Origin of the sequence: Cupriavidus sp. KB_39 (assembly GCF_052114485.1) — a bacterium.
Classification (GTDB): Bacteria; Pseudomonadota; Gammaproteobacteria; order Burkholderiales; family Burkholderiaceae; genus Cupriavidus.
The window spans coordinates 1-22,942 of record NZ_JBFREV010000018.1; the positions used below are offsets into that span (position 1 = coordinate 1).

The 22,942-nt window shown below is 67.1% G+C and carries 17 protein-coding genes; 9 read left to right on the top strand and 8 right to left on the bottom strand.

What is annotated here, in order from left to right:
* Together AB4Z27_RS15035 and AB4Z27_RS15040 are read left to right on the top strand one after the other, a co-directional pair.
* Positions 1-840: phospholipase D-like domain-containing protein (locus AB4Z27_RS15035; RefSeq protein ID WP_441644698.1), on the top strand; the 840-nt coding region annotated here is incomplete at its 5' end.
* 66 nt (positions 841-906) lie between these two features.
* Positions 907-2,097 (top strand): SEL1-like repeat protein, encoded by a 1,191-nt coding sequence (locus AB4Z27_RS15040; RefSeq protein ID WP_441644699.1) that lies wholly within the window; start codon positions 907-909, stop codon positions 2,095-2,097.
* 43 nt (positions 2,098-2,140) lie between these two features.
* Here the strand turns inward: AB4Z27_RS15040 and AB4Z27_RS15045 are convergent, their stop codons facing one another.
* The 5 genes from AB4Z27_RS15045 to prpB form a co-directional block, all read right to left on the bottom strand.
* Positions 2,141-3,289, bottom strand: a complete 1,149-nt coding sequence (locus AB4Z27_RS15045; RefSeq protein ID WP_255370909.1) for an asparaginase — start codon at positions 3,287-3,289, stop codon at positions 2,141-2,143.
* A gap of 237 nt (positions 3,290-3,526) precedes the next feature.
* Complete coding sequence (prpF, locus tag AB4Z27_RS15050) at positions 3,527-4,723, bottom strand: 2-methylaconitate cis-trans isomerase PrpF (protein WP_441644700.1); 1,197 nt, start codon at positions 4,721-4,723, stop codon at positions 3,527-3,529.
* Positions 4,724-4,751: 28 nt separating this feature from the next.
* Positions 4,752-7,349, bottom strand: coding sequence for a Fe/S-dependent 2-methylisocitrate dehydratase AcnD (gene acnD / locus AB4Z27_RS15055; protein WP_441644701.1), 2,598 nt, complete (start codon positions 7,347-7,349; stop codon positions 4,752-4,754).
* Positions 7,350-7,415: 66 nt separating this feature from the next.
* The gene (prpC, locus tag AB4Z27_RS15060; RefSeq protein WP_092297748.1) at positions 7,416-8,570 is read right to left on the bottom strand and encodes a bifunctional 2-methylcitrate synthase/citrate synthase; all 1,155 of its coding nucleotides are present in this window, start codon (positions 8,568-8,570) and stop codon (positions 7,416-7,418) included.
* Between the two features lie 89 nt (positions 8,571-8,659).
* Positions 8,660-9,568: a methylisocitrate lyase gene (gene prpB / locus AB4Z27_RS15065; protein WP_441590839.1), complete on the bottom strand. Its 909-nt coding sequence runs from the start codon at positions 9,566-9,568 to the stop codon at positions 8,660-8,662.
* A gap of 351 nt (positions 9,569-9,919) precedes the next feature.
* Here prpB and prpR point away from each other — a divergent pair, with 351 nt between their 5' ends.
* Complete coding sequence (gene prpR, locus AB4Z27_RS15070; protein ID WP_369823506.1) at positions 9,920-11,854, top strand: propionate catabolism operon regulatory protein PrpR; 1,935 nt, start codon at positions 9,920-9,922, stop codon at positions 11,852-11,854.
* Positions 11,855-11,989: 135 nt separating this feature from the next.
* Here prpR and egtB read toward each other — a convergent pair whose 3' ends face one another.
* Both egtB and AB4Z27_RS15080 read right to left on the bottom strand, forming a co-directional pair.
* Complete coding sequence (gene egtB, locus AB4Z27_RS15075; protein ID WP_092297757.1) at positions 11,990-13,279, bottom strand: ergothioneine biosynthesis protein EgtB; 1,290 nt, start codon at positions 13,277-13,279, stop codon at positions 11,990-11,992.
* A 283-nt stretch (positions 13,280-13,562) separates the two neighbouring features.
* Positions 13,563-14,183 carry an FMN-dependent NADH-azoreductase gene (locus AB4Z27_RS15080; RefSeq protein ID WP_092297759.1) on the bottom strand — a complete coding sequence of 207 codons (621 nt, stop codon included), beginning with the start codon at positions 14,181-14,183 and terminating at the stop codon, positions 13,563-13,565.
* Between the two features lie 155 nt (positions 14,184-14,338).
* Between AB4Z27_RS15080 and AB4Z27_RS15085 the strand changes: the two genes are divergently transcribed.
* The 3 genes from AB4Z27_RS15085 (at position 14,339) to AB4Z27_RS15095 (ending at position 16,497) form a co-directional block, all read left to right on the top strand.
* On the top strand, positions 14,339-15,358 hold the full coding sequence (locus AB4Z27_RS15085) for a LysR substrate-binding domain-containing protein (RefSeq protein ID WP_092297762.1): 1,020 nt from the start codon (positions 14,339-14,341) through the stop codon (positions 15,356-15,358).
* Positions 15,359-15,479: 121 nt separating this feature from the next.
* Positions 15,480-15,893, top strand: coding sequence for a DoxX family protein (locus AB4Z27_RS15090; RefSeq protein ID WP_092297765.1), 414 nt, complete (start codon positions 15,480-15,482; stop codon positions 15,891-15,893).
* Between the two features lie 4 nt (positions 15,894-15,897).
* Positions 15,898-16,497: a DUF4136 domain-containing protein gene (locus AB4Z27_RS15095; protein ID WP_441590842.1), complete on the top strand. Its 600-nt coding sequence runs from the start codon at positions 15,898-15,900 to the stop codon at positions 16,495-16,497.
* Here AB4Z27_RS15095 and AB4Z27_RS15100 read toward each other — a convergent pair.
* Positions 16,454-17,692 (bottom strand): EAL domain-containing response regulator, encoded by a 1,239-nt coding sequence (locus AB4Z27_RS15100; RefSeq protein WP_441644702.1) that lies wholly within the window; start codon positions 17,690-17,692, stop codon positions 16,454-16,456. The genes AB4Z27_RS15095 and AB4Z27_RS15100 overlap by 44 nt on opposite strands.
* Positions 17,693-17,865: 173 nt before the next feature.
* Between AB4Z27_RS15100 and AB4Z27_RS15105 the strand changes: the two genes are divergently transcribed.
* The 3 genes from AB4Z27_RS15105 (at position 17,866) to AB4Z27_RS15115 (ending at position 22,941) form a co-directional block, all read left to right on the top strand.
* Positions 17,866-20,931 (top strand): DNA translocase FtsK 4TM domain-containing protein, encoded by a 3,066-nt coding sequence (locus tag AB4Z27_RS15105; RefSeq protein WP_441644703.1) that lies wholly within the window; start codon positions 17,866-17,868, stop codon positions 20,929-20,931.
* A gap of 32 nt (positions 20,932-20,963) precedes the next feature.
* Positions 20,964-21,359: a cupin domain-containing protein gene (locus AB4Z27_RS15110; RefSeq protein ID WP_441644704.1), complete on the top strand. Its 396-nt coding sequence runs from the start codon at positions 20,964-20,966 to the stop codon at positions 21,357-21,359.
* Positions 21,360-21,459: 100 nt separating this feature from the next.
* Positions 21,460-22,941: an ABC transporter permease/substrate-binding protein gene (locus tag AB4Z27_RS15115; protein ID WP_441644752.1), complete on the top strand. Its 1,482-nt coding sequence runs from the start codon at positions 21,460-21,462 to the stop codon at positions 22,939-22,941.
* The last annotated feature ends 1 nt before the right edge of the window (position 22,942 follow it).

Below are 22,942 nucleotides of genomic sequence, written 5' to 3' on the forward strand. Positions count from 1 at the left end.
CAGTATTTCCGCTTTCCGCCATTGGCCGAGCAAATCAAGGCGGCCGCCGCAAAGCAGATAGCCTGGGGCCGCGACCCGGGCGAGCATGGCCCCATCCACCTGTTTGTCGTCACCAATGCGAGCGACGAGGGCATCGGCCCCGGCACGGTCAACACCTACCGGATGCTGGAGGCCCTGGGCCGCGCCGACACCATCCCCGGTGTGGCGAAACTCGAACGGCAGGACAAGCGGCGCGAGGCCTTGCAAAAGGAATATGACGAGGCGGTCGCGGCGGAGAAGCAAGCCCGTGGAGCCATACAGGGCGCCGAGGGAATGCGCCCGTATGTGGACGCAGCGATCACCGTGAAGAAGCTGGCGGAAGCCGTCGAGAACCTGAGGCAGGCGCGAGAAAAGCAGGCGGAACTGGTCGACCAGATGAAAGCGCCCCAGGAGGCCATCGCGCCGACCGAAATCCCCGGCCTGAAGGTCCACGTCTGCACGCTGGTCGCACCGGATTCTCCACCCGGCAAATGGGAGCACGTGTACGTGCATTCAAAGCTGATGATTATCGACGACGTGTTCATGACGCTGGGCTCGGCGAATATCAATACCCGCAGCATGGCGGCGGATAGTGAATTGAATATCTGCCATGAACATACGGGGGTGACCGGGCCGTTGCGGAAGCGGTTGTGGGAGATACATACGGGTGGGAATGGGGCGCAGGCGGATGTGAGGCAGGCGTTTAAATGGTGGGGAGATATAATAAAGAAGAACAAGGAAAGGGCGGTGATGAAAATGGCTCCCATAGYGTCCTTGATCGAATTCTACCGAGAAGATCCTAAGCGGACCTATCTGGATTGACAAATGCGATCCTTATTCTTAGTAACTATGACGTCGGTCTTGATGGCATGCCCAAAGGAGAATCCCATGCAAACCGTTGCAGATTTATCTAGCGTCCGAACCAATCTCGCCTTTGAATGCGTTATCGAGGCYGACCATCTTCCAGTACTCGACGCGGAGGCCGACAAGCTTTTTCGGTACGCCCGCTTCCTTGAGAAATCAAAGGGCCCGAAAGAGTACGACGAAGTGGCTCGCTACTATCGGATCGCGGCTGCCCACGGGCACTATAAAGCCAACAATAACTTACAGCAGTTGGTATCACACGGTCTCGCGTCATCACCTTTCGCACAAAAGGAAAGTATCGACCTCGCCGCACAGTTAATCGATGCAGGCGTACCCTCGGGGTACTACGATATTGGCTATTACTTGAACCTGGGCTATGGACTCAAGCAGGACAGAGAAATGGCGCTGCGGTACTTTCGCAAGGCGGCCGATCTTGGTAGCGCGAATGCCCAGGCATATGTGGCGGAGTTGCTCGCGCCGTTGGACAAAGCCCCGGAGATCGCGCGGAACATGCGTCAATGTGCTGCAGGCCAGGGGCACGGCGCGGCAGCACATACGTTGGGAATACATTTGAGCACCGCTGAGAAATACTCGGATGCGCTGAGTGCGTATCAAAAGGGCGTGGCAGCCGGAAATGTACTGTCTGTTCTTGCCCTCGAACAGGGATTCAAAGGGGTTCCAGCCGAGGATATGCACTATCTCGCCCTGCCGCACGATCCCGAGCGCTCCCGCCGCTATGAGCAAATCGGCAAATTCCTGGACCGCTACGACGGCCAAAACCCCAAGCTCCCCGACATCGACAACATCGTCCCCCTGCCCCCGGCCAAACTCCCGCCCTGGGACGGTACCTTCCAATGGCAAAAGGAACAGGAAGCCGCCGAGCCGCCGCCGAAGCCGTCCGACGAGTTCATCCACCGCCTGTGCAAGGCCAAGAACCTTGACCCCGCCACGGGCCTGCCCATTCCACCACCGCCCAGGGCGGCGCTGGGGACCCTTGCCGCCACGGGCGAGCCGTGCCCTGAATCCGGGAAATGGTGCGCCACCGGATTCAGCCACCGATGGGAGGCTACGCAGGTCTTCCGCAAAGGCAAGCCGATGCCCCCGCTAGTCCTCACCAGGCACCGCATCTTTGACTGGCTCGATGATGTTCTCGGCGTCCGCTATGTGGAACTGCCCGTGACCTGGAAACTGACGGCCTATGACGAGGTAGTTTGATAGCCGTCCCCTCCACCGCAGGCGGAAGAGGGGACGCAACCGCTCAATACTTCCAGAACATCTGCTGCAGCGCCTTCGGGTCGTTGGTCTTGGTCAGCGCCAGCGCCATCAGGATGCGTGCCTTTTGCGGCAGTTGGTCGTCGGTGACGATCCAGTCGTATTTGTCGTCTGGCTGCTCGGCGTTGCGTACCACCACGCCGCTGCCCGTGCGGGAGGCGCGCACGATCTGCACGCCCTTGGCGCGGGCCGCCTTGAGCGGTTCCACCATGTAGTCGCCCACGCTGCCGTTGCCGGTGGCGGCATAGACGATGGCCTTGGCGCCATTCTTCACTGCCGCGTCGATGCTGGCCGGGTTCACGTTGCCGTAGGCGTAGACCACAGCGACTTCGGGCAGCTTGTCGATCTTGTCGATATCGAACTCGGTCTGCGTGGTGTGCGGGCGCGCCAGCGTGCGGTAGTACAGCGTGCGGCCTTCCACCACATAGCCGAGCGGGCCGAACGGCGAGCGGAAGGTCTCGGTCTTGAACGTGTTGGTCTTGGTCACGTCGCGGCCGGTGTGGATCTCGTCGTTCAGCACCACCAGCGTGCCCTTGCCGCGCGACTCGGGCCGGGAGGCCACCAGCACCGCGTCATACAGGTTCAGCGCGCCGTCTGCGCCCAGCGCCGTGCCCGGGCGCATCGAGCCGACCACTACCACGGGCTTGTCGCTCTTGAGCGTGAGGTTCAGGAAGTACGACGTTTCCTCGATCGTGTCCGTGCCGTGCGTGATGACGATGCCGTCCACGTCCGGCTGCTTCAGGAGTTCGGACACGCGCTTGCCCAACTTCAGCAGGCGCTCGTTGTTGAAGCTCTCCGAGCCGATCTGGAAGACCTGCTCGCCCTTGACGTTGGCGACCTTCGAAATCTCGGGCACCGAGGCGATGATCTTGTCCACCGGCACCACGGCCGACTGGTAGGCCGCTGTGTTGGTGGCCGATGCGCCTGCGCCGGCGATGGTGCCGCCCGTGCCGATGATGACCACGTTGGCCTTGCGCGCCTCGGCAGGGGCGGTAGTGGTGGTGGCCGGGTCAGCGCCCGGGGCCGGAGCCAGTTGCGCGTGGGCCAGGCCGGACATCAGCCCGGCGGACAGCAGCAGCGCGGCGATGGGTGTCGCCATCGGCTTGGCAAGCGATTTCAGGCAGGTACGTTGCATGATGCTCCTCATGTCGGCAGGTTCGGGCGTCTTGTGGAAGCGCCGCCCCGTGTCTTCGATTCATGGACTCCGTCCGGCGTCGGACGGAGCGAGCACTATACCCACCGGCGGCGGTTGCGTCGACAACCGTCATCGCCCGCAAACGTATGCCCCATAAGACAAAGCGGCATCCTCCCCGGGGGAAGGATGCCGCTTTTTAGAGGTATTGCGAGTTGGGAGACGAGTCGGGCGAAACGGTCAGAACGCGTCGCCCGGCACGCGCACCCAGCCTTCCATCAGCACGCGTGCGCTGCGGCTCATGATGGCCTTGGTGACGGTCCACTGGCCATCGGCCTGGCTGGCCTGCGCGCCCACCCGCAGCGTGCCGGACGGGTGCCCGAAGCGCACCGCCTCGCGCTCGCCGCCGCCGGCTGCGAGGTTGACCAGCGTGCCCGGCACCGCCGCCGCCGTGCCGATAGCCACCGCCGCCGTGCCCATCATGGCGTGGTGCAGCTTGCCCATCGACAGCGCGCGCACCAGCAGGTCCACGTCGCCAGCGTTGACGGCCTTGCCGCTGGACGCCGTGTACGAGACCGGCCGCGCCACGAACGCCACCTTCGGCGTGTGCTGGCGCCGTGCGGCCTCGTCGATGTCGCGGATCAGCCCCATGCGCTTTGCGCCGTAGGCCCGGATGGTCTCGAACATCGCCAGCGCCTTCGGATTGCCGTTGATGGCGTCCTGCAGCTCGGTGCCGGTGTAGCCGATGGCGTCGGCATTGACGAAGATCGTCGGAATGCCGGCGTTGATCATCGTCGCCTTGAGCGTGCCCACGCCGGGCACCTCCAGGTCATCGACGAGGTTGCCGGTCGGGAACATCGCGCCGCCGCCATCCTCGCCTTCCTCGGCGGGGTCCATGAACTCCAACTGCACCTCGGCGGCGGGGAAGGTCACCCCGTCCAGTTCGAAGTCGCCGGTCTCCTGCACCGCGCCATCCGTCACCGGCACGTGCGCGACGATGGTCTTGCCGATATTGGCCTGCCAGATCCGCACGGTGACCACGCCGCTGCCGCTGCGCGGGATGCGCGCGGCATCGATGAAGCCGTTGCTGATGGCGAACGGCCCCACGGCGGCGGAGAGGTTGCCGCAGTTGCCGCTCCAGTCGACGAACGGCTGGTCGATCGACACCTGGCCGAACAGGTAGTCCACGTCGTGGTCCGGCCGCGTGCTGGCGCTGATGATGACCGTCTTGCTGGTGCTCGACGTAGCCGCACCCATGCCGTCGATCTGCTTGCCGTACGGGTCCGGGCTGCCGATGACGCGCATCAGCAGCTTGTCGCGCGCCGCGCCGGGCACGCGCGCGGCCTCGGGCAGGTCCTGCAGGCGGAAGAAGACGCCCTTGCTGGTGCCGCCACGCATGTAGGTGGCGGGAATCTTGACTTGCGCTACGTGAGTCATGCTTCGTCCAGTTTCCGGTGAATTCCCATCAAGCCGCGGCACGCGCCGATTCCAGGAAGTCCTGCGCGAACCGTTGCAGCACGCCGCCGGCCTCGTAGATCGACACTTCCTCGGCGGTGTCCAGCCGGCACTGCACCGGCACGTCCACGCGCTCGCCGTTCTTGCGATGGATGACCAGCGTCAGTTCGGCGCGCGGCTTGCGGGCGCCGACGATGTCGTACGTCTCGGTGCCGTCCAGGCCCAGCGTGGTGCGGTTCACCCCCGGCTTGAACTCCACCGGCAGCACGCCCATGCCAATCAGGTTGGTACGGTGGATGCGCTCGAAGCCCTCGGCCACGATGGCCTCCACGCCGGCCAGCCGCACGCCCTTGGCCGCCCAGTCACGCGACGAGCCCTGGCCATAGTCGGCCCCGGCCACCACGATCAGCGGCTGCTTGCGCTCCATATAGGTCTCGATGGCTTCCCACATSCGCACGACCTTGCCTTCCGGCTCGATCCGCGTCAGCGAACCCTTCTTGATCGTGCCATCGACCACGGCCATCTCGTTGATCAGCGTCGGGTTGGCGAAGGTGGCGCGCTGGGCGGTCAGGTGGTCGCCCCGGTGCGTGGCGTACGAGTTGAAGTCTTCCTCGGGCAGGCCCATCTTCGCCAGGTACTCGCCAGCCGCGCTGTTCAGCATGATGGCGTTCGATGGCGACAGGTGGTCCGTCGTGATGTTGTCCCCCAGCACTGCCAGCGGCCGCATGCCGCGCAGCGTGCGCTCGCCGGCCAGCGCGCCTTCCCAGTACGGCGGACGGCGGATGTAGGTGCTCTGGGCGCGCCAGTCGTAGAGCGGGCTCACGGCCTCGCCCTGGTCCACCGAAATGGCGAACATCGGCTCGTAGACCTTGCGGAACTGCTCCGGCTTCACGCTCTTGGCGACGATCTCGTCGATTTCCTCGTCGCTCGGCCAGATGTCCTTCARGTAGATCGGCTTGCCGTCGGCGTCCTTGCCCAGCGCATCGCGCTCGATGTCGAAGCGGATCGTGCCAGCGATGGCGTAGGCCACCACCAGCGGCGGCGAGGCCAGGAACGCCTGCTTGGCGTACGGGTGGATGCGGCCGTCGAAGTTGCGGTTGCCGGACAGCACCGCCGTGGCGTACAGGTCGCGGTCGACGATTTCCTTCTGGATCACCGGATCGAGCGCGCCGGACATGCCGTTGCAGGTGGTGCAGGCGAACGCGACGATGCCGAAGCCGAGCTTTTCGAGATCGGGCAGCAGCTTGGCTTCCTCGAGATACAACTCGACCGCCTTGGAGCCCGGCGCCAGCGACGACTTGACCCACGGCTTGCGCGTCAGCCCGCGCGMGTTGGCATTGCGGGCCAGAAGTGCCGCTGCAATCACGTTGCGCGGGTTGCTGGTGTTGGTGCAGCTCGTAATGGCGGCGATGATGACGGCCCCGTCGGGCATCTGGCCCGGCACGTCATCCCACTGGCCGGCGATGCCGCGCGCGGCCAGGTCGGACGTCGGCAGCCGCTTGTGCGGGTTCGACGGGCCGGCCATRTTGCGGACCACGGTGGACAGGTCGAAATGCAGCGTGCGCTCGTACTCGGCGTTGGCCAGCGAGTCGGCCCACAGGCCGGCCGTCTTCGCGTAGGTTTCCACCAGCGCGACTTGCGCGTCTTCCCGGCCGGTCAGGCGCAGGTAGGCCAGCGTCTGCTCATCGATATAGAACATCGCGGCCGTGGCGCCGTATTCGGGGGCCATGTTCGAGATGGTCGCGCGGTCGCCCAATGTGAGGCTGGAGGCACCTTCGCCACGGAATTCCAGATAGGCACCGACCACCTTTTCCTTGCGCAGGAACTCGGTCAGGGCCAGCACGATGTCGGTGGCGGTAATGCCGGGCTGGCGCTTGCCAGACAGCTCCACACCGACGATGTCAGGCAGGCGCATCCACGAGGCGCGGCCCAGCATCACGTTCTCGGCCTCCAGGCCGCCCACGCCGATGGCGATCACGCCCAGCGCGTCCACGTGCGGCGTGTGGCTGTCCGTGCCCACCACGGTATCGGGGTAGGCCAGGCCTTGCTCGGCGTGGATCACCGGCGACATCCGCTCCAGATTGATCTGGTGCATGATCCCGTTGCCCGGCGGGATGACGTCCACGTTGCGGAACGCCTTCTTGGTCCAGTTGATGAAATCGAAACGGTCTTCGTTGCGTCGGTCTTCGATGGCGCGGTTCTTGGTGAACGCATCGGGATCGAAGCCGCCGCATTCCACGGCGAGMGAGTGATCGACGATCAGTTGCACCGGCACCACCGGGTTGACCAGCGCGGGGTCGCCGCCCTGGTCGGCAATGGCATCGCGCAGGCCGGCCAGGTCCACCAGCGCGGTCTGGCCCAGGATGTCGTGGCAGACCACGCGTGCGGGGAACCACGGGAAGTCCAGTTCGCGCTTGCGCTCGATCAGTTGTTGCAGCGAGGCGGTCAGCGTGGACGGGTCGCAGCGGCGCACGAGATTCTCGGCCAGCACGCGCGAGGTGTAGGGCAGCTTGTCATAGGCGCCCGGGTGGATGGCTTCCACGGCGGCGCGCGCGTCGAAGTAGTCCAGTTTGGTGCCGGGCAGCGGCTTGCGGTAGGCAGTGTTCATGGCGTGGGGTGGTTATGGAGCGTCCGTGGCGGGCGGCGCGGGGCAGGGGGCCCCGCGCTGCACCGGTCAGCGCTTCTCGATCGGCACGAACTTGAGGTTCTCGGGCCCCGTGTAGTTGGCGCTCGGGCGGATGATCTTGTTGTCGATCCGCTGCTCGATGATGTGCGCGGCCCAGCCCGAGGTGCGGGCGATGACGAACAGCGGCGTGAACATCGCCGTCGGCACGCCCATCATGTGGTAGCTCACGGCGCTGAACCAGTCGAGGTTCGGGAACATCTTCTTGGCATCCCACATCACCGTTTCCAGGCGCTCGGCGATGCTGAACATCTTGGTCGAGCCGGCGTCCTTCGACAGCTTGCGCGCCACTTCCTTGATCACCTGGTTGCGCGGGTCGCCCGTGGTGTACACCGGGTGGCCGAAGCCGATCACGACTTCCTTGTTCTCCACGCGGCGGCGCACGTCGGCCTCGGCTTCGTCCGGGGTGTCGTAGCGCTTCTGGATCTCGAACGCCACTTCATTGGCGCCGCCATGCTTCGGGCCGCGCAGCGCGCCGATGGCGCCACAGATCGACGAATGCATGTCCGAACCCGTACCGGCGATCACGCGCGCGGTGAAGGTGGAGGCGTTGAACTCGTGCTCCGCGTAGAGGATCAGCGACGTTTGCATCGCGCGTTCCCACAGCTTGGACGGCGCCTTGCCGTGCAGCAGGTGCAGGAAGTGGGCGCCGATGGAGTCATCGTCCGTTTCCACCTCGATGCGGCGGCCGTTGTGGCTGTAGTGGTACCAGTACAGCAGCATCGAGCCGAGGCTGGCCATCAGCTGGTCGGCGATATCACGCGCGCCCGGCGTGTTGTGGTCGTCCTTCTCGGGCAGCACGTTGCCGAGGACCGACACGCCCGTGCGCATCACATCCATCGGGTGGGCGCTGGCCGGGACCCATTCCAGCGCCGCCTTGACGTTGGCGGGCAGGCCGCGCAGGGACTTCAGCTTGGCCTTGTAGGCGGCCAGTTCGGCCTTGGTCGGCAGCTTGCCGTGCACYAGCAGGTGGGCGATTTCCTCGAATTCGCAGGTATCGGCGATGTCCAGGATGTCGTAGCCGCGATAGTGCAGGTCATTGCCGCTGCGGCCCACGGTGCAAAGCGCGGTATTCCCCGCGGTCACGCCGGACAGGGCGACGGACTTCTTGGGCTTGGGCGTGGCGAGCGGTTGAGCTTCGGACATTGTGGGTCTCCTTGTTGGTCTGGGTGCTGATGGGTACTGATGGGTGCAGATCGTTGTAGATCGAGGCGGATGGTGTCGGGCGGGCTGGCTTACTTGGCCTTGCCCTGCGCGAACAGCGCGTCGAGCTTCTGCTCGTAATCATGGTAGCCGATGCGCTCGTACAGTTCGGCGCGGGTCTGCATGGTGCTGACGACGTTCTTCTGGGTGCCGTCGCGGCGGATGGCCTCGTACACGTTCTCGGCGGCCTTGTTCATGGCGCGGAAGGCGGAGAGCGGGTAGAGCGACATCGCCACGCCCACGCTGCGCAGATCGTCGAGCGTGAAATACGGGGTGGCGCCGAACTCGGTCAGGTTGGCCAGCACCGGCACGCGCACGGCATCGACGAAACGGCGGTACATGTCGAGGTCGGTCATGGCTTCGGGGAAGATGGCGTCGGCGCCGGCTTCCGCGCAGGCCACGGCACGTTCGATGGCCTTGTCGAGGCCTTCCACGGCCAGCGCGTCGGTGCGGGCCATGATGACGAAGTTCTCGTCCGTGCGGGCGTCGACGGCGGCCTTGATGCGATCGACCATTTCGCCCTGGGTGACGATTTCCTTGCCCGGACGGTGGCCGCAGCGCTTGGCGCCAACCTGGTCCTCGATGTGCATCGCGGCGGCGCCGAACTTGATCAGCGAGCGCGTGGTGCGGGCCACGTTGAAGGCGGAAGCGCCGAAGCCGGTATCCACGTCCACCAGCAGCGGGGTGTCGCAGACGTCGGTGATGCGGCGGATGTCGGTCAGTACGTCATCCAGGTTGGAAATGCCCAGGTCAGGCAGGCCGAGCGAGCCCGCGGCCACGCCGCCACCGGACAGGTAGATGGCGCGATAGCCCGCGCGCTTGGCCAGCAGCGCGTGGTTGGCGTTGATGGTGCCGGGAATCTGCAGCGGGCTTTCGTCGGCCAGGGCCTGGCGGAAGCGGGCGCCGGCGGAGCGGGCGAGTTCGGAGGCGGAAAAGGTCATGGGCGTGTGCTTGGAGTGTTCTGGAATGGCATTGAGAGCGGCCAGATAGAGCGCAAGGGGTGTGCCATGTGGTGGCTGGCTTCGCTGGATGGCCATTCAGATAGATAGATATCGTTAATAAACAACTATCTACGCCGGTAATCTCAACCATCGCGTCAGGTCCGACATAGTCGCTTTCATCACATTCACATTTCAAATATGAAATGCAAGTCGTTCAGGATTGAAAGATCGAACCATCCCGCGCACAATGCAACCGTCTACACGGCCGTTCCCATCATGAGTCTCCTGCCTTCCTCCGCGCCCCTCCACGCGCCCGCCATGCCGGCCGGCGGCCGTCCCCGCATCTGGGCGATGGGCATCAGCCGTCTCTCGCGCGCCTTCGCMGAATTGATCCCGGCCTACGCGGCCCGTGCGGAGTTCCGCATCGTCGGGCGGGCCTTCGAGGCCGCCGCCAGCGCCATCAACCGCGAGGTGCGGGAGGGTCGCGTCGATGTGGTGGTGGCGGGCGGCTCCAACGGTGCCTATCTGCGCCAGCATGTGGATGTGCCCGTGGTGCTGGTCAAGGTGACCGGCTTCGACGTGATGAGCGCGCTGGCCACGGCGCGTCGGATTTCGCCGAAGGTGGCGCTGGTCACCCATGCCTCGACCTACGCCGAAGTCGACGAATTCGTGCGCGCGTTCTCGCTCGACATCCCCCGCTACACCTATCTGACCGAGGATGACGCCACGGCACGTGTGCGGGCGCTCAAGGAAGAGGGCATCCGCGTGGTGGTGGGGCCGGGCATGGTGACCGACCTGGCCGACAAATACGGCTTGATGGGCGTTTTCCTATATTCGGGCAATGCGGTGCGGCTGGCGCTGGAAGATGCGATCGAGGCGGCGCGGCTGCGGCGTATCGAATCCACCCGGCGCGACTACGTGAATACGATCCTGGCCCACCTGAACGAAGGCGTGGCCGCCGTGGACACTGAAGGCCGCGTGCAGGCGTTCAATCCGGCCATGGAACGGTTCCTCGGCACCCCGACCGGCGTGGCCGTAGGGCGCAAGCTGTCCACGCTGGCGCCGGGCCTCGCGCTCGACGCCGTGATGGAAAGCGGCACCCGCGAGCTGGAGGCCATCCACCGGCTGGGCGACCGCATGGTGGTGGTCAACCGCATTCCCATCGTCGGGGAAGCCGGCACCACGGGCGCGGTGCTGACCATTCAGGACGCCAACGCCATCCATCGCGCCGACCGCAACCTGCGCTCGCGCGCCCGCGCCCGCCCGGCCGGGGTGCGCTACAGCCTGGACGACCTGGCCGGCGCCTCCCCGGCGATGAGCGACCTGCGCGCGCTGGCGCGGCGCTACGCGCTGGTCGATTCCACGGTGCTGGTTGGCGGCGAGAGCGGCACCGGCAAGGAAGTGCTGGCGCAGGGCATGCACGACGCCAGTCCGCGCCGCGCTTTCCCGTTCATCGCCGTGAATTGCGCGGCGTTTCCCGAGTCGCTGCTCGAATCCGAACTGTTCGGCTACGAGGAAGGCGCGTTCACCGGCGCCCGGCGCGGGGGCAAGGCGGGCTTGTTCGAATCGGCCCACAACGGCACGTTGTTTCTCGACGAGGTGGGCGACATGCCGCCAGCGCTGCAAACCCGGCTGCTGCGCGTGCTCCAGGAAAAACAGGTGCTGCCGATTGGCGGCATCGAGGCCGTGCCGATCAATGTGCGCGTGATTGCCGCCACGCACCGGGACCTCGCCGCGCGGGTGCGTGAGGGCACCTTCCGCCAGGATCTCTACTACCGGCTCAACATCCTGCGCATTGAAATGCCGCCGCTGCGCGAGCGCGTGGCCGATCTGCCCGATCTCGCCGAACTGCTATACCGGCGCGCGCAGGAGCGGCTCGGCACCAAGGCCCCGCAGCGACTGCCCGCGACGGTGCGGGAGCGCCTGACCCGCTATGCCTGGCCCGGCAATATCCGTGAGCTGGAGAACGTGACGGAGCGGATTGCCGTGCTGGTGGCAGGCGCCGAACTCCAGCCGGCGGCGTTGCAGCGCGAGCTGCAGGCGGCYGTGCCGGAGCTGTTTTCTTCGGAGAACGGCGAGGGGGCGCCAAGGGTGCCGATGGAGATGGAGATGGCGATGCTGACCGCGCCATCGGAAGAGAGCCGCTCGCTGGCCGGCGTGGCCAAGGCGAGCCAGGCGGAGCACATCCGCCGGGTGCTGGCCGAATGCGGCGGCAATCGGACGGCCGCCTGCGCCCAGCTTGGGATCAGTGCCACCACGCTCTGGCGTCGGCTGAAGGAGGGCTGACCAGAACATCGATCGGCCTCTTCGAATCTTAAATTTTTCAATTAACCGCCGAAATTTTGCCCCACCACCGAAAGTTGGGCTGGCAGGGCATGCGGTCGGTCGGTCGGTCGGTGAGTTAGTCAGCCAATCAGCGGATCACACATCGTCCGCAAGCCGGACGCCCGTGAACTGCCAGCGCTGGTGCGGATAGAAGAAGTTGCGATAGCTGGCCCGGATATGGGATTCCGGCGTCACGCATGAGCCGCCGCGCAGCACCATCTGGCTGCTCATGAATTTGCCGTTGTACTCGCCTACCGCGCCCGCGCTCGGGCGGAAGCCGGGATAGGGCAGGAAGGCGCTGGCCGTCCATTCCCAGACATCGCCGAACATCTGGCGCAAGGCTCCCGAGGTGTTCTGCCGATCCGGCAGCGGCCGCAGCGTGCGGCCTTCCACGAAATTGCCGGTCGCCGATAGGTTGCGCGCCGCGTGCTCCCATTCGGCCTCGGTCGGCAGCCGGCGCTCGGCCCAGCGCGCGAAGGCGTCGGCCTCGAAGAAGCTCACGTGCGTGACTGGGCTGTCCGCATCCACCGGCTGCATGCCGCGCAGCGTCATCTGCCACCACGTGCCGTCGCGCTCTTCCCAGTACAGCGGCGCCTGGATGGCGTTGTCGCAGACCCAGCGCCAGCCATCGGAAAGCCACAGCCCGGCCGTCTGGTAGCCGCCGTCCTCGATGAATTCGAACCATTGATGGTTGCTGACCGGATGCGAGGACAGCGCATACGGCTGCAGCAGCACGTTATGGCGCGGGGTTTCGCAATCGAACGCGAAGTCATCGCCGGCATGGCCGATGGCCACCACGCCGCCCGAGAACTTCAGCCACTCCGGCGCCGGGCGCGGATCGGCGATGACCGGCGCGGTCAGCGCGGGCGCATATGCCGGACGCAGCGGATTCTGGGCGAACAGATGCAGGATGTCGGTCAGCAGCAGTTCCTGGTGCTGTTGCTCGTGATTGAGGCCGAGCGTGACCAGCGCGGCTTCCGCGTCGGTCTGGGCATCGGTGAGCAGCGAGAGCATGGATTCGTCCACGGCTTCCCGATAGGCCAGGATCTCGTCCAGCGACGGCCGCGTCAGCAGCCCCCGGCGCGGACGCGGATGCCGCGCGCCGACTGCCTCGTAATAGGAGTTGAACAGGTAGCGGTACTGCGGATCCACCGGCTCGTAGTCCGGGATGCGCGCGGCGAGCACGAATTCCTCGAAAAACCACGTCGTATGGGCCAGATGCCATTTGGCAGGACTGGCGTCGTCCATGGATTGCACGGTTGAGTCGGCGTCGGAAATATCCGCCACCATGGCTTCCGTGGCGGCGCGCACGTGCCGGTACTGGCCGAGCAGGGCGGGCTCGTGCGGTGGATGATTGGCGGCGGCAGGCAACAGTGCAGAGGTCATGCAGGCTCCCAGGGACGACTCGAATGCGACGCGACGGCAGGCCGATGGGAATCGACCCGAATCCGACCCATGATAGACCCGTTCKCCCGGCGGAGCGAGCCGGGGGAAGGTGAGGCGGGCCGTAGGCCGATGCCTACACCCGGCGGCACGCGTGACGCACCGCCGCAAGGCCCGGACGCAAAAAAAGGGCCGCGCCCGGAAGGGCGCGGCCTGGAGGAAAAACCGGTGCCAAGGGAGGCGGCACCGTTACCACGGAGGAGCGGAAAGCAGTTCTGGCAGCAGATCAGGCAGCGGCGCGGGTGGCGTCGTTCAGCGCGGCGATGGCCGTGCGGGCGGCGCTCAGGCCAGCTTCGCGGCTGTCCGGGCCCATGGCCAGGCCGTGGGCGCGCACGATCGAGATGTCGGCGATGCCCAGGAAGCGCAGGACCGTATCGACGGTGATTTCATGCAGATCCAGCGCGTCGGCGTTCTGGCGTACGCCACCACGGGACGACACCACGATGGCGCGCTTGCCCTTGAGCAGGCCTTCCGGGCCGGCTTCGGTGTAGCGGAAGGTGCGGCCAGCTTGTGCCACGCGGTCGATCCACGCCTTGAGCTGGCTCGGGATGCCAAAGTTGTATTGCGGTGCGCCAATCACGACGACGTCGGCAGCCAGCAGTTCGGCCAGCCAGGCTTCGGTGCGATCCAGTTCGGCTTGCTGCACGGCGTTCAGGCCATCCTTCGGGCCGCCCAGCACGGGCAGCAGGTTGCCGGTCAGGTGKGCCGGGGCGTCCTGGTCCAGGTCACGCACGGTCACCTTGGCGCCGGGGTTCTTGGCGACCAGGTCGGCCACCACGCTGGCGGTCAGCGAGCGCGAAACGGAGTTGTCACCAAGGACGCTGGAATCGATCTGCAGGATGTTCATGTCTTTCTCCACTAGGGTTCGGTTGGATGGAATGAAAGATAGCGGCTGGGCATTGGTGCCGGTAGTGAGGCAAAATGCAAATAATTGTTCTACCTTCGCAACGACCTGCGTCCTCAACGCCCCCAATCGCCGCCATCGCCTCACCGGAGACCCGGATGCAAGACCTCAATGACCTGTCGCTGTTCGCCCAGGTGGTACAACACGGCAGCTTCTCGGCCGCGAGCCGCGCCAGCGGCGTGCCGAAGTCGCGGCTTTCCCGCCGCATTGCCCAGCTGGAGCGCGACCTGGGCGTCCAGTTGCTGCGCCGGACTACACGTCAGGTGCGCGTAACGCCACTCGGCGAGCAGTACTACGCCCGCTGCCGGGACATGCTCCAGGCCGCCGAAGCCGCGCGGGAAGTGATCGAACATGCCCGCGAGCAGCCGGGAGGATCGCTGCGCATCAGCTGCCCGGTGGCCATCGCCCAGATCCTGCTCGCCCCGTGGATCGGCGGCTTCATGCGCGCCAACCCCGGCATCAAGCTGGAAATCGACGCCACCAACCGGCGCGTRGACGTGATCGGCGAGGGCTACGACCTGGCCCTGCGCGTGCGCGACGTGCTCGAGGACTCCAGCCTCGCCGTGCGTACCTTCGGCAAGGGCGAATTGCGGATGGTGGCCAGCCCGGCGCTGCTGGACAGCATCGGCCGCCCGCGCACCCCGCAGGCGCTGGAAGGCATGCCCGGCGTCGGCCAGCGGCCGCACGATGGCAAGTTCATCTGGACGCTGTTCGACAAAGCCGGCGAATCCGTCCATATCCAGTACGACCCCAAGCTCGTCTGCGACGAATTCGCGCTGCTGCGCGAGGCCGTGCTGGCCGGCGTGGGCGTGGCCATGCTGCCGGGCATGTATTGCCGCGACGAGATCGCGCGCGGCGACATGGAAGTCGTCCTGCCCCAGTGGGATTTGCCGATGGGCGTCCTCCATGCGGTGTTTCCGTCACGCAAAGGCGTGACGCCGCCGCTGCGCCGCTTCCTCGATTTCCTGGCCGAGGTACTGCCCGAGACCGCCCGCCGGGTGGGCATGATGACGACGGGCGTCATGCCGATGCACGCGGCGCCGCCTTTCGCGGCGCCTCCGCCGTTGGCCCCGTCTTCGACCATGCTTTCGCCCCCGAAGGACGAGCCCCAGCCCTGACCTCGCCATCTGGGCATTGYGCCTTTACCTTCACGCCGGTACACACTAAGGTACTTGTGCGGCGCCCCGGAGGGCGGGGGCCGTACCCCCGTTTCCAAACCAAGGGCAAGGAGGCGCAGCAATGAGTCGCACGCAAGGTTCGCAGGACCTGGGCAAGGCCGTTATCCGGATCGTGTTGGGCGTGTTGATCCTGCTCCACGGCATTGCCAAGCTGATGGCGGGACCCGGCTTCGTCATCCAGACGGTGACCCAGGCCGGGCTGCCTTCCTATGTGGCCTACGGGGTCTATATCGGCGAGGTGGTGGCGCCCATCCTGCTGATCATCGGCCTATGGACGCGGCCGGCGGCGCTGATCGTGGCCATCAACATGATCTTCGCGCTGGCACTGGTGCATGCGGGCCAGCTCAATATGATCAACAAGAACGGCGGCTGGGAGCTGGAGTTGCAGGGCATGTTCCTGGCCAGCGCCATCGCCGTGGCGCTGCTGGGCGCGGGCCGCCTCAGCGTGGGCGGCGTCGACGGCAAGTGGAACTGACATCATGCGCACCCATCTCCCGACCCAGATCGTGAGCCGCGCCCGGGGCGTATTCGGCGCTGCGGCGCTTGCCGCACTCGCCGGCTGCGCCACCGGCCCGGATATCCGCACCGACTACAACCGCACGGCGGACTTCTCCGCCTATCGCACCTTTGGCTTCGTCGCCCGGCCCGGCACCGACCGACAGGGCTACGAGAGCCTGACCACGCAATATCTGAAGACGGCGGTCCAGCGCGAAATGACGGCGCGCGGCTATCGGTATACCCAGCAGTCGCCGGACCTGCTCGTCAACTTCAACGCGCGGCTGCGCCAGAAGGTGGTCAGCGACCCGGCGCCGATGCCGCCGCCCGGCTACATGGGTTACTACGCCTATCGCGGCGGCATGTACGGGCCGTGGCCGGGCTACGGCTTCTACAACGACACCTACGTGTATACAGAAGGCACGCTCAATATCGATCTGGTCGATGCCCGGAAGAACCAGTTGGTCTGGGAGGGCGTGGCGCAGGGCGATGCGAGCCGCGTGGATCCGCAGGACAGCCAGCCGGCGCTGGACGCCGTCGTCACTCAGATTTTCGCGAAATATCCGTTCCGGGCGGCGCCGTAAGGCCGGCCCATGCCGGCGCCGCGGCGAGGAAATCGTCCGGCGCCAGCGGGGCCGACCACAGATAGCCCTGTCCCAGATCGCAGCCAAGCGACGCCAGCGCCGCGCGCTGCGACACCGTTTCCACGCCTTCCGCCACGCATTCGCGCCCCAGGTCGCGCGCCAGCGCAATCACGTGCCGGCAGATCGCCGTACGCTGGTCGTCCCCATCCACATGTTTGACGAACGAGCGATCCAGCTTGATCTGCGTGAATGGCAGATCCGCGAGTAATTTCAACGTGGCGATGCCCACGCCGAAGTCGTCGATCGCCACGCCATAGCCCAGCAGCCGCAACTGGTTGAGCGCCACGGACAGCGCCACGGTGTCCGGCACCGGGAATTCCTCGGTCAGTTCGATCACCAGTTGCCGGCGGGGCAGGCCGGCGGCGGCGACCATCGCGTCCAGCCTCGGCAGCGTCTCCGGCCGGCAAAGCGTGCGCGCCGAGGCGTTGACGCCCAGCACGATCTCCAGCCCGGCTGCGCGCAGGCGCCGATGCATGGCCACGCAGGCATCAATCGCCATAAAGAGGATGGGGTCGGCGGCGTCGAGCATTTCCAGCCGGGCGATGAAACGGTCCGGCGGCACGTTGCCCAGCGTGGGATGGCGCCAGCGGCACAGCGCCTCGGCCCCCGCCAGCCGGCCCGTGGCGAGGGCGAACTGCGGCTGGAGCACGATGTGGAGGCCATCGGGCACGGCGGCGAGCAGGGTGGCATCGTCGGGCGTCGCCGCGTCCGGCCGCGCGCCATCGCCCCGGGCCGCCTCGGCCAGGATGCCAGCCAACTCGGCCTGCTCCAGCGGTTTGCGCAGCGCGTGTACCGCACGCAGGCCGAGCGCTTCGGCCAGACGCTGGTGCGAATCGAGGATGTCGGCATCCTGCGCGGTCATCCAGACCCAGGCCGGTGCCGTGGCCGCGAAAGCCCGATCCCCGCGCCGCGCCAGCTCGGCCATCAGGCCCGGGCCGTTGAGCCGGGGCATCGCGATGTCGCAGAACACCACGTCGAACGATTGCGCGGTGAGCCGGTCCAACGCGGTCGCGCCATCGTCGGCTTCCACGATCTGCGTCGCGCCGAGTGCGCGCAGCATGTCGGCGGCCACSGCGCGCTGGAATGCGTGGTCTTCCACCAGAAGAATGCGCAGCGTGGAAATCGGCGAGGTCATACGGAGAGGSGGAGGRGAGAAGAACGTTGCGGCGATGGTACTCCCGCGTCGTCGCTGGTCATGCAGAGTCAGAGAATCCTCTGATTTTTGGCAATTGGCCGGGATTGGCGCCATCCGGGGCGCTCAGACCCGCTACAATCGCTGCCCGTAGTTTTGACGTTTTCATATTCATCATGGGTCTGGGCTGGTTCGGATTGTCGACCTTCTGGCTGTTGCCGCTGGCATGGCGCACAGCAACGCGCGCGCTCGCCGGCGACCGCCGGCCGTTTGGTCGTGGCTCGCTGCGGGTGTGGCTGGGTACGCTGCTGGTGCTGGGCGCCAGCGCCACGCTGGAGTCCCTGACGGCGGCCGAAGGCGAGGGCGCCGGCGGCGCCGTGGGGCACGCGCTGGCGGGGCTGGCGTCGAACCTGCTGGGCTGGACCGGCGCGCTGCTGATGATGCTGGCCGTGCTAGGGCTGGCCGCACCGATGGTCTTTGGCGAAACGTGGCGCAGCCTGTTCCTGCTGCGCAAGCCGCGCGCGCAGGAAGATGCGCCGCGTCAGCCGGCACGTCCCGCCGCACGACCCGAGTCCCGGTCCGATGCCGGCGCATTCGCTGGCGCGGCAGCGTCGCCGTCGATGGCCGCTGGCCGCGAGGGGCTGGACCGTTGGGAAACCACGTCCCTGCCTACCCATAGCGCCGCCGGCTGGAGCCCCACGCCCCCGCGCACCAAGCAGATCGAAGCCGTCTCCGCACGCAAGCAGCCCGCATGGCAGCCGCCCCCGCGCACGCGCCAGTCGCCGCCGCAACCGGGCGAGATCTGGCTGCATCACGCCGATTCGCCCGGCGCTGTGAAGGCCGCGCCCGCCAAACCGGCGCCCGTGATGCCGCCGCCAGCCGCGAAGCCGGCGCCGGTGTCGCCGGCCCGGGCCGGTGTACCCAACCCCGCTCCCACCCCTGCGCCACAAAAGCCCGCCGCGCCGCGCGCGACSGTGGTGAGCAGCCCRTTCCGCAATCCCGCGYTGGGCCTGCGCTCGGCCATCACCACGCTGCCGGAAGCCGCACAGGCTGCGACGGTAGCGGCGGCGGTGGCGGCGGCCCCGTCCGACGTGGCCGTCATGGAGCCGCCCGCCGTCACGGCGACGATGCCGATGGAGCCCGAAGTCGTGGCACGCGCGGAAGCGATCGTGAACGGGATCGACGATCTCGCCACAGTGGATACCGTGGATACYCCCGCGCCTGCYGCCGTCCCCGCGACACCCGACGCACCCGTGACGATGGCCGCGATCCGCCAGGAGGCCTTGGARYTGCTGGCCGAACTGCGCGCGCTGGCGGGCCSGGCAGGGCAGGAAGYGGCGCCCCATGCAGTGGCAGAAACAGTGGCAGAAACGCCCGTTGCCGAGCCAGAAGCGGTGGAAGAGCCCGTGGCGGCAGTGCTTGCCGAGCCGGAAGCCGCACCGGAGCCCATCGCTGAACCCCAACCCGAGCCAGAGCCGGAACCCGAACCCACGTTCTCCGTGGCGGACGCCGTGGCATCCGCCGATTTCGTCATCGAAGCGCCCACGCCGTCACCAGCCGCCGCCGAGGCATCGGAAGACGATGCAAGCGACGACACCAGCGACGACGTCCCGCCCGCGTTCGACGCCAACACGCTGGTCCAGCCCGCGCCCAAGCCGCGCATCGTGCTGCCTGCGGTGGTCGGCCGGACCGTGCCGCTGACGCCGGCCGCTGCGCCTGTAGCAACCCCCGCCCCGGTCACCCCGCCGCCGCCCCGTATCGTGGATTACCGCCTCCCGAGCGCCAGTCTGCTCGAAGCGGCCGTCGAGAACGGCGAGGAAGTGTCCGAAGAACATCTGCGCGAAACGGGCGAACTGATCGCCCAGCGTCTGGCCGAGTTCAAGGTGCCGGTGTCGGTGGTCGGCGCCAGCGCCGGGCCGGTCATCACGCGCTTCGAGGTGGATCCGGCCATGGGCGTGCGTGGTGCACAGGTGGTGGGGCTGATGAAGGACCTCGCGCGCGCGCTCGGCGTGACGTCGATCCGCGTGGTGGAAACCATTCCCGGCAAGACCTGCATGGGGCTGGAGCTGCCCAATGCCAAGCGCCAGATGATCCGGCTGTCCGAGATCGTGGCCGGCGCGGCGTTCCAGGCGCATGCCTCGCGGCTGGTGCTGGCGATGGGCAAGGACATCACCGGCAACCCCGTGGTGACCGACCTCGCCCGCGCGCCGCACCTGCTGGTGGCCGGTACCACCGGCTCGGGCAAGTCCGTCGCGGTCAACGCGATGATCCTGTCGATGCTGTACAAGGCCACGCCGGAAGACGTGCGCCTGATCATGATCGACCCCAAGATGCTCGAACTGTCCGTGTACGAGGGCATTCCGCACCTGCTGGCGCCCGTGGTCACGGACATGAAGCAGGCCGCGCACGCGCTGAACTGGTGCGTGGGGGAGATGGAAAAGCGTTATCGGCTGATGTCCGCGCTCGGCGTGCGCAATCTGGCCGGCTACAACCAGAAGATCCGCGCGGCCGAGGCGGCCGGCGAGAAGGTGCGCAACCCGTTCTCGCTGACGCCGGACGCGCCCGAGCCGCTGTCCACGCTACCGCTCATCGTGGTGGTAATCGACGAACTGGCCGACCTGATGATGGTGGCCGGCAAGAAGATCGAGGAACTGATCGCCCGACTGGCGCAGAAGGCGCGCGCCGCCGGTATCCATCTGATCCTGGCCACGCAGCGGCCGTCCGTGGACGTCATCACGGGCCTGATCAAGGCCAATATCCCGACGCGCGTGGCGTTCCAGGTGTCGTCGAAGATCGATTCGCGGACCATTCTCGACCAGATGGGCGCCGAAAGCCTGCTGGGGCAGGGCGACATGCTGTTCCTGCCGCCCGGCACCGGCTACCCGCAGCGCGTGCATGGCGCGTTCGTGGCGGACGACGAGGTGCACCGGGTGGTGGAGCACTGGAAGCAGTTCGGCGAGCCTGACTATGATGAAGCCATCCTGGCCGGCGACACGCCGGAAGGCGCCACCGACCTGTTTGGCGAGACCGGCGGCGAGGGCGAATCCGACCCGCTGTACGACGACGCGGCCTCGTTCGTGCTCAACTCGCGGCGGGCGTCGATTTCCGCCGTGCAGCGCCAGCTGCGCATCGGCTACAACCGTGCCGCACGGCTGATCGAGCAGATGGAAGCGGCGGGGCTTGTCTCGCCGATGGGCCGCAACGGCACGCGCGAGGTGCTCGCCCCGGGCGGACCCGAGTAACGCCCCGGCAGGCCAGGCGGAGGAAACCAGCGATGACACCGATCCACGGCAACCTGCTGCAAGACGTGCCGGCGAACGCGCCGGGCGAGGTGTTTACCGCGCTGACCCAATGGCCGGGTGCCGGAGATGTGCGGATCGAGCGGATCGTCTCCAACGGGCAGGCCAGCCCGCCCGGCTTCTGGTACGACAACCCCGAGGACGAATGGGTGGTCGTGGTCAGCGGCAGCGGCGCGGTGGAGATCGAGGCCGGCGCCACGCACACGCTGGGCGCCGGCGACTGGCTGCACCTGCCGGCCCATTGCCGCCACCGCGTGGCCTGGACCGACGCCGCCCAGCCGACGATCTGGCTGGCCGTGCATGTTGCACGCCAGCCCTCCGGCGACCAAYCCCCCGGCCAATCCGCCARCCAGGCTGGCCCAACTTCCTGATCCACTGCCGTTATGATGTCGGGACATCCCCACGCGGAGCCCCGGCTTGCCTGCCTCGACCCAGCGTTTTCCCACCGCATTCCCGCTGCTCGTGGCGTGGATGGCGCTCATGGCGGCCCTGCTGTGCGCCCGCCCTGCCCAGGCCGAGCCGCTGCGCGTTGGCTCCAAGCGCTTCACCGAGTCGTACATCCTCGGTGAAATCCTGACCCAGACTGCCGCCGCTGCGCACAGCGAGGCGCGCCATCTGCCGGGCCTGGGCAACACCGCCATCGTCTTCGAGGCGCTCAAGGCGGGCAGCATCGACCTCTATCCCGACTACACCGGCACGCTGGCCGGCGAGATCCTGAAGCTGCCGCCGGGGGCCACGCTGGCCCAGATCAACGCGGCGCTGGCGCCGATGGGCCTTGGCGCGGGCATCCCGCTGGGCTTCGAGAATACCTATGCGATTGCGGTGGCCGACGCCCGCGCGGGCAATCTGCGCAAGCTGTCCGACCTTGCCGGCCAGCCCCGGCTGCGGCTTGGCCTGTCGCACGAGTTCCTGGGCCGGGCCGATGGCTGGCCGATGCTGGCGCAGCGCTATGGCCTGACGCAGCGGCCGGTCGGCATCGACCATGGCATTGCCTACGAGGCGCTGGCCGAGGGGCAGATCGACGCCACCGACATCTATTCCACCGACGCCAAGATCCGCAAATTCCACCTGCGCGTGCTGGAGGACGACCGGCATGTCTTTCCACCTTACGAAGCCGTGATCGTCTATCGGCTCGACGCGCCGCGCCGGCATCCGGCCGCATGGCAGGCGTTRCAGGGRCTGGCCGGCCGGATCAGCGTGACGGACATGATCGACATGAATGCGGCGGCCGAGATCGATGGSGAGTCSTTCGSGGCCATCGCSCGGCGGTTCGTGGGCGGGGCGGGGGTCGCGTCGACGGGGGAAAAGAAGGGCGACCGGCGCGATGGCCTCGGCGGGGTGCTCTGGAGCGCCGATACCTGGCGGCTGACCGTGCGGCATCTGTCGCTCGTCGGCGGCGCAGTAGGGGCGGCCACGCTGCTGGGCGTGCCGCTCGGGATTGTCGCGGCGCGCCGGCGCCGGCTCGGGCAGGCGGTGTTGGCCGTGGTGAGCGTSYTGCAGACGATTCCCTCGCTGGCCCTGCTSGCCATGCTGATCCCGCTGCTGGGCCAGATCGGCGTCTGGCCGGCCATGGTTGCGCTGTTCCTCTACGCGCTGCTGCCCATTGTCAGAAACACCTGTACTGGATTGCAACAAATCGCGCCGGGCATGCGGGATGCGGCGCGCGCGCTGGGCTTCCGGACCGGGCAGGTGCTGCGCTATGTGGAGTTGCCGCTGGCGATGCCGATCATCCTGGCCGGTGTGAAGACGGCCGCCATCATCAGCGTGGGCACGGCGACCATCGCCGCCTTCGTCGGGGCCGGCGGCTACGGCGAGCGGATCGCCACCGGTCTGGCGCTCAACGATTCCACGCTGCTGCTGGCCGGCGCCGTGCCGGCGGCGGTGCTGGCCCTCGTYATGCARGGCGGCTTCGGGCTGSTGGAAGCCTACTGGGCCTGGCGTCGCCGTGCCTGAA